This window comes from Pseudomonas sp. RIT409, assembly GCF_003052515.2.
GTDB lineage: Bacteria > Pseudomonadota > Gammaproteobacteria > Pseudomonadales > Pseudomonadaceae > Aquipseudomonas.
Genome location: NZ_QARE02000020.1, coordinates 22,406 through 36,582, shown reverse-complemented (window position 1 = coordinate 36,582; position 14,177 = coordinate 22,406). Strand labels below are relative to the sequence as shown.

Annotated in this window: 12 protein-coding genes; 6 read left to right on the top strand and 6 right to left on the bottom strand. The window is 59.7% G+C overall.

The window, feature by feature from the left end:
• Nucleotides 1-190 precede the first annotated feature (190 nt).
• The 4 genes from DBP26_RS21480 to lipA all read left to right on the top strand — a co-directional run bounded on the left by DBP26_RS21480 (nt 191) and on the right by lipA (nt 3,428).
• Nucleotides 191-1,351, top strand: coding sequence for a D-alanyl-D-alanine carboxypeptidase family protein (locus DBP26_RS21480; protein WP_108239566.1), 1,161 nt, complete (start codon nt 191-193; stop codon nt 1,349-1,351).
• Between the two features lie 109 nt (nt 1,352-1,460).
• Nucleotides 1,461-1,736: a DUF493 domain-containing protein gene (locus DBP26_RS21475; protein ID WP_108239567.1), complete on the top strand. Its 276-nt coding sequence runs from the start codon at nt 1,461-1,463 to the stop codon at nt 1,734-1,736.
• Complete coding sequence (gene lipB / locus DBP26_RS21470; RefSeq protein WP_108239568.1) at nt 1,736-2,383, top strand: lipoyl(octanoyl) transferase LipB; 648 nt, start codon at nt 1,736-1,738, stop codon at nt 2,381-2,383. Before DBP26_RS21475 ends, lipB begins: the two co-directional genes overlap by 1 nt.
• Nucleotide 2,384: 1 nt before the next feature.
• Nucleotides 2,385-3,428 carry a lipoyl synthase gene (gene lipA / locus DBP26_RS21465; protein WP_108239569.1) on the top strand — a complete coding sequence of 348 codons (1,044 nt, stop codon included), beginning with the start codon at nt 2,385-2,387 and terminating at the stop codon, nt 3,426-3,428.
• A gap of 663 nt (nt 3,429-4,091) precedes the next feature.
• On the opposite strand, the gene DBP26_RS21460 is transcribed toward lipA, so the two are convergent.
• The gene (locus DBP26_RS21460) at nt 4,092-5,426 is read right to left on the bottom strand and encodes a lytic murein transglycosylase (RefSeq protein ID WP_108239570.1); all 1,335 of its coding nucleotides are present in this window, start codon (nt 5,424-5,426) and stop codon (nt 4,092-4,094) included.
• Between the two features lie 88 nt (nt 5,427-5,514).
• Entirely contained in the window at nt 5,515-5,673 is a 159-nt protein-coding gene (gene arfA / locus DBP26_RS21455) for an alternative ribosome rescue factor ArfA (protein WP_108239571.1), read from the bottom strand.
• Nucleotides 5,674-5,896: 223 nt separating this feature from the next.
• Here arfA and DBP26_RS21450 point away from each other — a divergent pair, with 223 nt between their 5' ends.
• Nucleotides 5,897-7,576 carry a hypothetical protein gene (locus tag DBP26_RS21450; protein ID WP_108239572.1) on the top strand — a complete coding sequence of 560 codons (1,680 nt, stop codon included), beginning with the start codon at nt 5,897-5,899 and terminating at the stop codon, nt 7,574-7,576.
• Here the strand turns inward: DBP26_RS21450 and DBP26_RS26895 are convergent.
• Nucleotides 7,545-7,826, bottom strand: coding sequence for a hypothetical protein (locus DBP26_RS26895; RefSeq protein ID WP_146749675.1), 282 nt, complete (start codon nt 7,824-7,826; stop codon nt 7,545-7,547). The two genes, DBP26_RS21450 and DBP26_RS26895, sit on opposite strands and share 32 nt — an antisense overlap.
• Before the next feature lie 153 nt (nt 7,827-7,979).
• Between DBP26_RS26895 and DBP26_RS21445 the strand changes: the two genes are divergently transcribed.
• Nucleotides 7,980-9,656 carry a hypothetical protein gene (locus DBP26_RS21445; protein ID WP_108239573.1) on the top strand — a complete coding sequence of 559 codons (1,677 nt, stop codon included), beginning with the start codon at nt 7,980-7,982 and terminating at the stop codon, nt 9,654-9,656.
• A 21-nt stretch (nt 9,657-9,677) separates the two neighbouring features.
• On the opposite strand, the gene holA is transcribed toward DBP26_RS21445, so the two are convergent.
• The 3 genes from holA to leuS form a co-directional block, all read right to left on the bottom strand.
• Nucleotides 9,678-10,715, bottom strand: a complete 1,038-nt coding sequence (holA, locus tag DBP26_RS21440) for a DNA polymerase III subunit delta (RefSeq protein WP_108239574.1) — start codon at nt 10,713-10,715, stop codon at nt 9,678-9,680.
• A 42-nt stretch (nt 10,716-10,757) separates the two neighbouring features.
• Nucleotides 10,758-11,363, bottom strand: coding sequence for an LPS assembly lipoprotein LptE (lptE, locus tag DBP26_RS21435; protein WP_108239575.1), 606 nt, complete (start codon nt 11,361-11,363; stop codon nt 10,758-10,760).
• A gap of 91 nt (nt 11,364-11,454) precedes the next feature.
• Nucleotides 11,455-14,061 (bottom strand): leucine--tRNA ligase, encoded by a 2,607-nt coding sequence (leuS, locus tag DBP26_RS21430; RefSeq protein WP_108239576.1) that lies wholly within the window; start codon nt 14,059-14,061, stop codon nt 11,455-11,457.
• Nucleotides 14,062-14,177: the final 116 nt, after the last annotated feature.

Genomic DNA, 14,177 nt, shown 5'->3' with positions numbered 1-14,177 from the left:
TCCGAACCCCGACAGCGGGGGAGGATCGAAGCGCCTGGCAGACGCTTGCTATCAGCGCAGCACTGTCAGCAGCTTTTCACGGGACCATCCAGGGTGCCACCTGTAGAATGTGGCTCCGCTCGCCAGGTCCGCCTGGCATTACGCTTTGCCCGCAAGGGCATGTTTGCCCATTAGCAATTTCGAGAGACGGATGAACATCACCACCTTTGCAAAACGCCTATGCCTGCTTATCCCGCTATTCACCGCGCCTGCCGTGTTCGCGGCCGAGCAGATGACGCCATCGCCACCGCAACTGGCTGCCAAGGCTTACGTGCTGATGGACGCCAACAGCGGTAACGTGCTGGTCGAAAACAACGGCGACCAGCGTCTCCCACCGGCCAGCCTGACCAAGCTGATGACGGCCTACATCGCCACGCTGGAAATCCGTCGTGGGCAGATTGGCGAAAACGATCCCGTGACCATCAGCGAAAACGCCTGGCGTACCGGCGGTTCCCGGATGTTCATCAAGGTGGGCAGCCAAGTAACCGTCAGCGACCTGCTGCACGGCATCATCATTCAGTCGGGCAACGATGCGAGCGTCGCGGTTTCCGAGCACATTGCCGGCAGTGAAGACGCTTTCGCCGACATGATGAACAAGACCGCTGGCGACCTGGGCATGGTCAACAGCCACTTCATGAACCCAACGGGCCTGCCGAACCCGGATCATTACTCCACCGCGCACGACATGGCGATCCTTGCTCGCGCGATCATTCATGAAGACCCGGCCCACTACGCCATCTATTCGCAGAAAGAGTTCTTCTGGAACGGCATCAAACAGCCGAACCGTAACCTCCTGCTGTGGCGCGACAAGACGGTCGACGGCCTGAAGACCGGTCACACCGAGGAAGCGGGCTATTGCATGGTGTCATCAGCAGTTCGTGACGGTATGCGTCTGATCGCGGTCGTGTTCGGTACCACCAGCGAGCAGGCCCGCGCCGCGGAAACCCAGAAACTGCTGACCTACGGCTTCCGCTTCTTCGAAACCCAGACCTTCTACCAGAAGGGCACCGAACTGGCCCAAGCGCCGGTCTGGAAAGGTACCGAGCGCCAAGTGAAGGCCGGTCTGGCCGAAGACTTGTCCATGACCATGCCTAAAGGTGAAATCAAGAAGCTCACCGCCAGCATGACCATCAATCCGAAACTGGTCGCCCCTATCGCCAAAGGCGATGTGATCGGTCAGGTTGAAGTGAAGCTGGAAGATAAAGTGGTACGCACCGCTAATCTCATCGCGATGGACAGCGTTGAAGAAGGTGGTATCTTCCGCCGCCTGTGGGACAGCATCCGCATGTTCTTCTACGGTCTGTTCAACTGATTGCCGGTTGGCTATCGACTGACCGCGCATTGACTGTTGTTCCGTCCGCCCCTGCCGCTGATCGCGGCAGGGGCCTGTCCGTTTTCCGGCTTACGAGGCCGTTACTGCCATGACAGATACCGAAGCTAAAGCTCCAAAAATCGAATTTCCCTGCAAGGATTACCCGATCAAGGTGATCGGGGACACCATCGTGGACATCAAGCAGCAGATCATCGACATCGTGAAGAAGCACGCCACGATCAACGATGAGCGGGTGGACGAGCGCCAGAGCAGCAACGGCAAATACACCACCATCCAACTGCACATCTTCGCCACTGGCCAGGATCAGCTTTACGACATCAACAGCGAACTGCGGGCCACCGGTTTCGTGCACATGGTGCTGTGATGGCGGGGCGTCTGGGTTTTCGTGATCTGGGACTGATCGATTACGAGCCCACCTGGCAAGCCATGCAACGTTTCACGGACGGCCGCGACCGCGACACGCCGGACGAAGTGTGGCTGGTTCAGCACCCCCCCGTATTTACCCAGGGGCAGTCCGGCAAGCCCGAGCATCTACTACTTCCGGGTGATATTCCGGTGGTACAGGTCGATCGCGGCGGGCAAGTGACTTATCATGGCCCCGGGCAACTGGTGGCCTACCTGCTGCTGGATGTGCGTCGCCTCGGGTTTGGCGTGCGCGAACTGGTGACCCGGATCGAGCACAGCCTGATCGAGCTGCTGGCCAGCTTTGGCGTCGCGGCAGCTGCGAAACCCGAAGCACCGGGGGTCTATGTCGACGGGGCGAAGATTGCCTCGCTGGGCCTTCGTATTCGCAACGGCTGTTCGTTTCATGGGTTGGCGTTGAACGTCGACATGGATCTGGACCCGTTTAAACGGATTAATCCCTGCGGGTATGCGGGGCTGGCGATGACCCAGCTTCGCGAACAGGCAGGTCCGATTGAATTTGCCGAGGTCAGTGCCCGGCTGCGTGCGCAGCTCGTCAGACACCTCGACTACGCTGAGCAGACGACCCTAACGGGCGGAATCGATTGATATGACTACTGCGCATGAGACGGCCGACGGCGCCGTGCAAACCCAGATCCCGACAGTCAACGTGCATACGCCCGAGCGTCCTGTGCGTCCCAAGGTCGAAGCCGGCGTGAAGCTGCGCGGTGCCGAGAAAGTCGCGCGTATCCCGGTGAAGATCATCCCGACGGTCGAACTGCCGAAAAAACCGGACTGGATTCGGGTCCGTATCCCGGTGTCCCCGGAGGTAGACCGCATCAAGGCACTCCTGCGCAAACACAAGTTGCACAGCGTCTGCGAAGAAGCCTCCTGCCCGAACTTGGGCGAATGCTTCTCTGGCGGCACTGCGACTTTCATGATCATGGGTGACATCTGCACCCGTCGCTGCCCATTCTGCGATGTGGGTCATGGTCGTCCGAAGCCGCTGGACGTCGATGAGCCCAAGAACCTCGCCGTTGCCATCGCTGACCTGCGCCTGAAGTACGTGGTGATCACCTCGGTGGACCGCGACGACCTGCGTGACGGCGGTGCCCAGCATTTCGCCGACTGCATTCGTGAAATTCGTGCGCTTTCGCCGAACGTGCAGCTCGAGACACTGGTCCCGGACTATCGCGGTCGTATGGACATCGCGCTGGAAATCACAGCTGCGACGCCTCCCGATGTGTTCAACCACAACCTCGAAACGGTACCGCGCCTGTATAAGGCTGCCCGTCCCGGGTCGGATTATCAGTGGTCGCTGACCTTGCTGCAGCGCTTCAAGGAAATGGTCCCGCATGTGCCAACCAAATCCGGCCTGATGCTGGGCTTGGGCGAAACCGACGACGAAGTCATCGAAGTGATGCACCGCATGCGCGAGCACAACATCGACATGCTCACTTTGGGTCAGTACTTGCAGCCGTCCCGTAACCACCTGCCGGTTCAGCGTTTCGTGCACCCGGATACCTTCGCTTGGTTCGCTGAAGAAGGTTACAAGATGGGCTTCAAGAACGTAGCTTCCGGGCCGCTAGTACGCTCTTCTTACCACGCCGACGAACAGGCCAAGCTGACCAAGTCGTTGCTGACTGCGGGCTGATCAAAGCGGTAACAGAAAAAAGGGCCGGATAGCGATATCCGGCCCTTTTTGTTTGAACTGTGCGCCGTCCTGTAGGAGCGCGCTTGCGACTACGCCAGCCCATCCGACACCTCTCTGTCGTATGTTCCGGCCGTTCGCGGGCAAGCGCGCTCCTACAGGTGTTTCGCCATCACGGCCTGCGCAGGTTATTCAGCAACTCTTGCGTGGGATAGCCGTCCGTTGGTCAGCCATAGGCCTGCTGGGCGCTTCCGGGCCGCTGGTACGCTCTTGTTACCACGTCGACGAATAGGCCACATTTGAACTGTGCGCCGTCTGTAGGAGCGCGCTTGCCCGCGACTACGCCAGCCCATCCGATGCGTCAGTGTCATATGTTCCGACCGTTCGCGGGCAAGCGCGCTCCTACAGGTGTTTCCCCATCACGGCCTGCGCAGGTTATTCAGCAACTCTTGCGTGGGATACCCGTCCGCAGGCCAGCCAAAAGCTTGCTGGGCGCTTCCGGGCCGCTGGTACGCTCTTGTTACCACGTCGACGAATAGGCCAAATTTGAACTGTGCGCCGTCAGTAGGAGCGCGCTTGCCCGCGACTACGCCAGCCCATCCGATACTTTTCTGTCGTATGTTCCGACCGTTCGTGGGCAAGCGCGCTCCTACAGGTGTTTCCCCATCACGGCCTGCGCAGGTTATTCAGCAGCTCTTGCGTGGGATAGCCGTCCGCAGGCCAGCCAAAAGCCTGCTGAGCGCTACGGATCGCCTTGCGCGTGTTGGCGCCGATAATCCCGTCTGCAGCGCCTGCATCGTACTGACGGGCTGACAACAGGGTTTGCAGCTCGATACGCTCTGAACGGCTCAGTGGGCGATCACCGCGCGGCCACTGGCCAATCACATAACCGCCGCCACTGAAACGCTCTGACAGCAGCCCGACGCCCAACGCGTAGGAAGAGGAGTTGTTGTATTTGAGGATCGCGCGGAAGTTGTCCATCACCAGAAATGCCGGGCCTTTGTACCCGGCGGGCAACAACAACGCAGCCTGCTGTTGCAACAGGTTGGCTGGCAGCGCGCCACCGCTGGGTAGTTTCAGGCCCAGTTGTTGCCATTCACCGACGCTCTTGCGGGTCGAGGCGTCCGCCAGTGCATAGTCGAAACCCGGGCGCAATTGCACCTCGAAACCCCAGGGCTGCCCTTTCTGCCAGCCAGAACTTTGCAGGTAATGGGCGGTGGAGGCGAGGGCGTCCACGGGTGAATTCCAGATGTCGCGACGGCCGTCTCCGTCGAAATCCACCGCGTGAGTGTTGTAGGTCGTGGGAATGAATTGCGTCTGCCCCATGGCCCCCGCCCAAGAGCCGAGCATGCTCTGAGCGTCAATGTCTCCATGCTGGATGATCTGCAGCGCTGCGATCAGTTGGTCCTGCGCGAACTGCGGGCGGCGGCCTTCATAGGCCAGCGTCGCCAGCGAGCGGATCACCGACTGGGTACCCTGGAACTGCCCAAAGCTGCTTTCCATGCCCCATACCGCAACCAGCGCCTGACGATCCACGCCATAGCGCTGTTCGATGGCGTTGAGCACATCCTCGTACTGCGCCAGCAGCGCCTGACCCTTGCGCACGCGCACGGGCGACATCGCGCCGTCAAGGTATTCCCAGACTGGCCGGGTGAATTCAGGCTGGCTGCGGTCGGCTTTGACAACGCTCATGTCAGGGGTAATGCCGGCGAACGCGTTATCGAAGACATCGGCGCGGATCCCGGCGGCAAGCGCCTGTGCGCGGAAGGCCGTCTGCCATTCGGCAAAGCTCATTGCTGGCTGGATTTCGAAGTTCGAATCGTCGGGCTGGGCGACGGCAGTCTGGGCGTTTGACGCTGGCTTGGCGACCGCCATAGGGGCGGTTTGCAGGGGAGTGGCGACGGCAGCGGTGGGTTGCTCCGCGCAGGCGACCAGCACAAGGAAACTGGAGGCGGCGATCAACTGGCGAACGGGCCAGCGATGGGAAAAGCTCGAGGGCATTCTGGGGTCCACAGGGATAAACCGTAAGGTGCAGACCTTAACATGTCGGCCCTGTCGGCGGGGCGCCGGTCAGTAACCTGAAATGTTTTCAAGCCGCCTTAACGGAAGAAGCCTCCCAGTTTTTCGACTGGAAGGCTTCGCGGCGGTAGCTGCCTTTGCCCTTGGCGGGTTGTTCCTGGCGGCTGCGGAACAGGGGCTGGGCGATGATGGATTTGGCTTTATTCGGCCGCTTTTTGGCTTTGGTCATAGAGAACGCTCTTGGGTCGGTTAACCATGGGGCGGGGATCATCGGACAACGAGGTCTGTACGTCCAATTGATCGCCGCTATCGACATGTCGAATCCTCTTTCCAACCGCATGCTTATCGCGAGACGTTCTTGCCTGCTGTCACTTCTGACAGTAGTTGCGCGCGCAGACCTGTAGCAGAGTTTCTCAAGGAGTGGCCAATAAGCACCATGACTGGAGAAGCACATGAAAAGGATTTTCATACCCTTGCTGCTGTTTTTGATTCTGGGTGCCTGCACCCGTACAGAAGCGCCTGAGGTTGCGCCAACGGTTCAGGCGCGCCAGGCAACCCTCGCAACCGTAGCCGATCGCCTCATCGCTCGTTATAACAGCGCGGTGACCAGTTGCGCCGGGGGCACCCCAGCCTTCAATTGCTCCGGCGTGTTGATCCGCCGAGTGAACTACGATCCGAACTCCGATTTCTGGGGGTATAGCGCCGATGAGGCACGTGTGGGTTCTGCGACCTTTTCTTACATCCGCAATGGATTGAATTCCAGTAGCGATGACATCACCAGTGGCTACGTTCTAATGGATCCAGACAGCGCCAAGGCCGCAGGTAAGCTTGTGCTCAAAGCACGCTGCATATTTCCGTTCATGGCGGATGCTCAGTCAAACAGCCGGGCAATGCACGGTTGCGGATTTGCCAATCGACCCGATCCCACACCGTTGCCTGACGATCTGAGCAATTGCGCCACACTAGCGGTTCCGGCAGTGACCCCGCCCGCCTGGATCAAGAACTTCAACGAACACGGCTCCAGCCGTATCAATCAGTGCTCGTTAAGCACCATGGTTGCAGCACAGTTTGCCACGAGCTTGACGGTTAGAGCCTCCTACCCGGATCTCACAAATCTGTACGGCAATGAAGTCCTCTTTGAACCGTGGGAGACTCAGGCGCCTGCAAATCTTCCAATCGAAGCTATTTTCTATAACGCCTCGAAGGAGGGCAGTCTGGTCAATGCGCAGGCGCTCAAGCATGCCTATCGAACGAAGACCGATATCGAATTGCCGATCATTCGACTGGACTTTGGTACAGGCGCGAAGCGTTTCGTACTGAGGGAGGTTGACCAGGAAGACGGCTGGACGGTTGCCAAGCGGCTGAATGAACGTTACGCCAATACCACGGGTGAATGCCCTGGCGCGAAAGCGGCGGTGTATTGCAGCGGAGTGCTGGCTCGGGCTATTTCCTACAGTACTAGTTACAAGGCATGGAACCCTAACCCCGGCAGCGCGCAACCTGAGGGCGTGTCGTTCAGTTTCTTGAGGGCGGATGTAAAGACGCTGGCGATGTTTCGCGACAAGCCGGCGGGGATCATATTTCGTGAGTTGGAGTACGCACACAATGCGGGGCTGACGCCCGTGCAGGCTTTATGCATTTTTATTGATGATGGCGCTACCGATCGGCGTCTTGATAAAGGATGTGGCGCTCACGCAAAACATCCGACTGGAAGTGCAAGTTGTGCTTCGCAGGGTATTACAACATTTGACCAGTTTCGCCAGCATTACCTGTCGATAGCCAATTTGAGCACCCGTCGGGAACACGAATGCAGCCTCGCTATCGAACCCGTGCCGTTCATGCTGTCCATTGAGTCACGACGCCAACTGGTGACCGGTAGCGAATCCGTCTATCACCGCTTTAACGAACTGATGATCGAGGCCTGGCCCATGGACATCCCGTCCCGACTACCGCTCGACACTTTTTACTACGTTGCCGGCGAGAGCAGCGGTGATGGACTCAGGCAAGCCAAAGAAATCCAGAAAGACTTCTGGCGCTCGACCGACGGGCTAATCAAGCCGGTCATTCGGCTAAACCTTGCAGCGTCAGCGGGCGATTGGTTCACGTATCAACGTGATGAGCAGGCGTATTGATCAGGCTCGTACAACCATCGGAGTGAATGCCGGCACGCCGTGCCTTCAGTTGCGCGCCGTGTTTGACCCGAACCGTTTGGTGAGAGCGCGACACACCGAGACTTTCGCTGACCAGCTTCACTGGCACTGACCGCTGGCAAGCTGACTTCCTGATAAAGCTTGCGCCATGGGAAAAGCTGGTTGGCGTGATGCCGTTGCGCGTGACGCCCACCGAAACGCTTTGCCCGGGTTCCATGCGTTCGCGCACCATGGCCAGCTTTTGCTCGCTACTTCAGCTCTACTGGCGCTCCTGGTCACTGTCATTTTTGACAGTCGACAATAAATAACTTCAGAACGCTAACGGAAATCTGCGGGATGGATAAGGGCGAGGTCGGTAACGCCGAGCCTGTCAAGGAGAGACTATATGAAGACCTTGATGCTCATCATGAGCCTGTTGATGCTCGGCGGTTGCACGACCAGCCATGTACCTTCGATAGCCAATTCGCAGCAAACGGCCAGCGGTGTTGCGCGGCCGCTGGAGGATCTCGAAGACAGGCTTACAAACCGCTACATCAGCAACGTGGCGAAATGTTCGGGCGATAGGCCTGCATACAACTGCTCGGGGCTTCTCATTCGGCGTGCGAACTACAATCCGAGCTACGACTTCTGGGGCCTCAGCGCTGACGCCATTCGACTGGGCTCCACGACCTTTTCCTATATCCGTAGCGGCGTTAATTCGGACAGCAGTGATCTGACCAACGGGTTTATCAGGATGGACCCCGACAGTGCACAGCAGGCGGGCAAGCTGGCGGTCAATGCGCGCTGCATTTATCCGTTCATGGCCGACACTCAGGAGAACAATCGAGCAATGCACGGATGCGGCTTTGCGAACGGGCAAGACCCCATTCCTCTTCCCGCCGATCTCGCCAGTTGTGCGACCTTATCAATGCCTGCGACATCGCCTGATGCCTGGATTGAAAACTTCATTAGCCACGGCTCTTCCCGCATCAACCAATGTTCGCTGAGTACGCAAGGCGCAGCGCAGTTCATCACCAGCCTGACGGTGCGTCCGCGCTTTCCGGACCTGACCCGCGCCTATGGCAATGAGATCCTCTTTGAGAACTGGAACACGGCCGACCCCGCTCGGTTGCCGATCGAAGCGATTTTTTACGAGGCTTCCAGAGGAAGCTTGCTCAATGCTCAGCAGCTCAAGCTGGCTTATCAAGCCAAGTCTGGCATCGAGTTGCCCATCGTCCGCATCGATTTGACCAACAGCGCCAAACGCTTCACTGTGGTAAGGGCTGGCGACGGCGAAGGTGCGCTGGTAGCCCAGCGTTTGAACGCGCGACACGCCAATCTCACGCCATCGTGCGCAGGAGGCACGGCCCCTGTGTACTGCAGCGGCGTCCTTGTTCGCGCTGCGTCATACAGCACCAATTATCACGCCTGGAACCCCAACGAGGATTCCGCTCCTGCGGGCGCAACTGCCCTCTCCTATCTCCGAGGAGATATCAAGACGCTGGCGTTGTACAGCAGTAAAGGCCAGGGGATCATCTTTCGGGAATTGGAATCTATTCCGGCAGGGCTGCCTGCCATGCGTGCGCTATGTATCTACATGGCCGATGCCGATAGTTGGAAGCGTGCTGACAAAGGATGCGGGCTGCACATTAGCAGTCCGACCCCAGGGAGCGAGAGCTGCGCTTCCCAAGGTATCACCACGCTGGCACAGCTGGGGGCTCATTGGCGTACCCCTCTCGAGACGCCTGAGTGGGAGCGACGGAACCACCAGTGCAGTTTAGCGATCTCACCTGCGTCCTTCATGCTGGCCGTCAATGGACGCAAGGAAAACATCACTGGCACGGAGTCACCTTATTACCGCTACAACGAGATCATGATCGAAAACTGGAAAATGAACGCGGCTGAGTACGTCGATGCGGTTTATTACATCTCGGGAAATGCCGAAGGGCTTCGGCAAGCGAACGAAATCCAGCAAGACATCCGGCGCTCAGCTGACGGACTGATCAGGCCGGTCATACGCATCGACTTGAATCGAGCGGCGGACGCTGTGTTCAGTTTTCACCCGGAAGATCAGTCGTTTTGACGTCGTGAGGGCGTTGGGAAACTATTCCGACGGCAACGCCAGCCGCTGTCCGGCCATGTGCAGCGCAAGCAGGTTTAGATTGTTCCAGACTGAGCCGGGTGCCTGGCCCTTGATTTGCGCGTCGATGTACTGAGCGTCCATCAAGAGCTGATTCCAGCGTCGCGCTGAGTGGCGTTGTAGGGCTTTGCTCATCAGCGGCCTGCGCTTGTCCCAGATCGGCGGGCGCGCTTGGCTGAAGGCTTTATCGAGCGGTGTCCCCTGGCTGAACTGCAACGCAAGATTGGCCAGCACGCGCAACTCTCGGGACAATGCCCAAAGAATGACTGGCGGCTCGACACCTTCGCCGCGCAGGCCTTCAAGTATGCGCAAGGCGTGGGAAGCTTCGCCGTTGAGGATCGCGTCGGTCAGGCCGAACACGTCGAACCGCGCACTGTCCGCCACGGCCGCCTGCACGGTTTCGACCGTGATCTGGCCGTCCTCGGCCATCAGCTTGAGCTTCTCGATTTCCTGCGCGGCGGCAAGCAGGTTGCCTTCCACACGGGCGGCAATCAGCTCCACGGCGTCAGGGCTTGCGGCCAGACCGGCTTGTGCCAAACGCTGGCGAATCCATTGCGGTAGCTGGCTCCCATCCACCGGCCAGATCTGCACGAATTGAGTCTGTGGACCCTCGACCAAGGCCTTGCCCCACTTGGTCTTCTGCGCGGCGCCGTCCAGCTTGGGCAGGCTGATCAGCAACAGCGTGTCTTCGGCAGGGCGATTGCAGTATTCCAGCAGCGCAGCGGCGCCTTTATCGCCCGGTTTTCCCGAGGGAAGGCGCAGTTCAAGCAGGCGGCGTTCGGCAAACAGCGACATGCTGGCACCCGCTTGCAGCAGCGTGCCCCAGTCAAAGCTCGAGTCGGCGCTGAACACTTGGCGCTCATCGAAGCCTTGCTGGCGGGCAGCGCTGCGAATGGCGTCGCAGGCTTCCTGGCATTGCAGGGGGTCGTCGCCGCTGACGATGTAGACAGGCGACAACGCACCTTGGAGGTGTTTGGAAAGCTGGGCGGGGGCGAGTTTCATGGTTCAGAAACGATCGGGGCCGGCGAACCGGCCCCGATGCTGTCACTTGGTCGGGAATTCGACAGGTGACTGCTGCGGCGTCTCGTCGCGAATGCGTTGAGCCGCTGCTTCGGCGTCGGCCTGCGCGCGGGCGGCGGCATCGGCCTTGGCTTGCAGTTCGTCGAGACGCTCGGGTGTCAGCTGTTGCAGACGCGCGATCATCTTCTGCACGAGTTCACTGCGCATTTCCTTGCGCACCTGTGCGGCTTCCTGGTCGGAGCCGATCAGGTTGTTGCCGTCATGCACGAAGGTGCGGGTCGACTGGACGTTGTCGTCCAGCAGTACCACGTTCTTGGTGCCCTGGATCTGATACTTGAGCACCGTGGTCAACTCGTACTCGGCGGAGCGACCCGAGCCGGCGTAGCTGGCGGTGCGCTGGGATTCATCCTCGCGCGCCAGGAACAGTTTGTACTGGGCACCGGTGTACACATGTACGCCGCTGTTGCTCAGGGTCTGACGCAACTGGGTCACTACGTCGCCATAGGCATCACGAGCACTGACGTCCAGTTCCTTGACGGCCAAGGTGTTGGTGCCGGTCCCGCGCAGCTGGAAACCGCAGGCGCTCAGCAATACGGCGAGGCCCATTACCAGCAGATTGCGTTTGATCATCTTGTAGCTCCCCTTGAATCCGTTTGAGCCCGAAGCGGCGGGCCCTGGAAGTGTTGTGGGCGCCTGGTTGAGTGCCAGGCGCCTGATCCAATCAGCTGGCGACGATGTTCACCAGTTTGCCGGGCACGACGATCACTTTGCGAATCGTCAGGCCCTCGGTGAAGCGCAGCACGTTTTCGTTGGTGCGGGCAGCGGCTTCGACGTCTTCGCGGCTGGCGCTGGCAGACACTTCGATCTGACCGCGCAACTTGCCGTTGACCTGGACCACCAGTTGCAACGTGTCCTGCACCAGCGCGGCCTCATCGACCACGGGCCATTGGGCGTCGATCACCGGGTCGGCGTGACCCAGCGCGTTCCACAGTTCGTGACTGATGTGCGGCGTGATCGGGGCCAGCAGCAAAGCCACCGTTTCCAGGCCTTCCTGAAGCAGACCGCGGTCCTGTTCCGATGCCTGGGGGGCCTTTTCCAGCACGTTCATCAACGTCATGACCTGTGCGATGGCGGTGTTGAATTTGTGATGCTGGCCAACGTCCTGGCCGGCTTGCCTGATTGCCAGGTGGATCGAGCGGCGAATGGCTTTCTGGTCGTCGCTCAGGGCTGCCTTGTCCAGCGCGCCCGGAAGGCCCGCCGCCACGTGGGTCTGCGCCAGGCGCCAGACGCGCTTGAGGAAGCGATGCGAACCTTCGACGCCGGAGTCGGACCATTCCAGGCTCATGTCAGGCGGCGAGGCGAACATCATGAACAGACGGCAGGTGTCAGCCCCGTACTGGTCGATCATCGACTGAGGATCGACGCCGTTGTTTTTCGATTTGGCCATCTTCTCGATGCCGCCGATTTCCACCGGCAGGCCATCGGCGATCAGCTTGGCGCCAATGATCTTGGCCTTGCTGTCGCGTTCGAATTCGACATCTGCCGGGTTGAACCAGGTCTTGCTGCCATTGGCTTCGAGGCGATAGAAGGTCTCGGCGACCACCATGCCCTGGGTCAGCAGGTTCTTGAACGGTTCGTTGGAGCTGACCAGGCCTTCGTCACGCATCAATTTGTGGAAGAACCGTGCATACAGCAAGTGCAGGATCGCGTGTTCGATACCGCCGATGTATTGATCGACCGGCAGCCAGTGGTTGGCGGCTTTCGGATCGACCATGCCGCCTTCGTAGTGAGGTGAGGCGTAGCGTGCGAAATACCAGGACGATTCGACGAAGGTGTCCATGGTGTCGGTTTCGCGTTTGGCCGGTGCGCCGCATTTAGGGCAGGTGCACTCGTAGAACTCAGGCATGCGCGCCAGGGGTGAGCCTGCTCCGTCCGGCACCACGTCTTCAGGCAGCTTGACCGGCAACTGATCTTCAGGAACCGGCACGTCACCGCAGGCGTCGCAGTGGATGATCGGGATTGGGCAGCCCCAATAGCGCTGGCGGCTGATGCCCCAGTCGCGCAGGCGGAACTGGGTGCGCGATTTGCCGAGATCTTTTTTGATCAGCGCGGCTTCAATGGCATCGAACGCTCCCGCGAAGTCCAGACCGTCGAACTCCCCGGAATTGATCAGTTGGCCGTGCTCGCCATAAGCGTCTTGCCAAGGGGCCGGCGAAGCGTCGCCAGCACTGGTACGCACCACCGACTTGATCGGCAGGTCGTACTTGGTCGCGAATTCGAAGTCCCGCTCATCGTGGGCGGGAACGGCCATGACCGCGCCATCGCCGTAATGCATCAATACGTAGTTGGCGACCCACACCGGCAGTTTTTCGCCGGTCAGTGGGTGCTCCACGAACAGGCCCGTCGGCAGGCCTTTCTTTTCCTGGGTCGCGACGTCGGCTTCTGCGACGCTGCCGCTCTTGCACTCGTGGATGAAGGCTTGCAGCTCAGGATCGTTCTGCGCTGCCAGGGCCGCCAGCGGGTGCTCGGCGGCGACGGCCACGTAGGTCGCGCCCATCAGGGTGTCAGGGCGAGTAGTGAAGACTTTCAGTGCGCCCGCTTCGCCGATCGATGCCTGGTCATAGGGGAACTGGACTTCCATCCCGCGCGATTTGCCGATCCAGTTGCGCTGCATGGTCTTGACCTGTTCAGGCCAGCCCGGCAGTTCGTCGAGGCTCTCCAGTAGCTCATCGGCGTAGGCCGTGATCTTGAAGTAGTACATCGGGATTTCGCGTTTTTCGATCACCGCCCCGGAGCGCCATCCGCGGCCGTCGATGACCTGTTCGTTGGCCAGCACGGTCTGGTCGACCGGGTCCCAGTTCACCGTGCCGTTCTTGCGGTAGATCACACCCTTTTCGAACAGGCGAGTGAACAGCCACTGCTCCCAGCGGTAGTAGTCAGGCTTGCAAGTCGTGACCTCGCGGGACCAGTCGATCGCCAGGCCCAGGCTCTTGAGCTGGGTCTTCATGTAGGCGATGTTTTCGTACGTCCACTTGGCAGGGGCGACGTTGTTCTTCATCGCGGCGTTTTCCGCCGGCATGCCAAAGGCGTCCCAGCCCATCGGTTGCAGGACGTTCTTGCCCTGCATGCGCTGATAGCGCGCGATCACGTCACCGATGGTGTAGTTGCGCACGTGCCCCATGTGCAGCTTGCCGCTCGGGTAAGGGAACATCGACAGGCAGTAGTAAGTGTCCTTGCCGGGTTGCTCGCTGACTTCAAACGACTTTTGCTCTTCCCAGAACGTCTGGGCGGCGGCTTCGGTTTCGCGGGGCTGATAGAGTTCGTGCATGGCTACTTTTGACTAAAGATGGGTGACCCTTGACCGCTTCGCTGCATTCCCGGACCGGATGGGCGTGCTGTTCAGGCAAGGCCGTTCGGTGGCGCGGTGTGTTCGTGTCCGGGTGA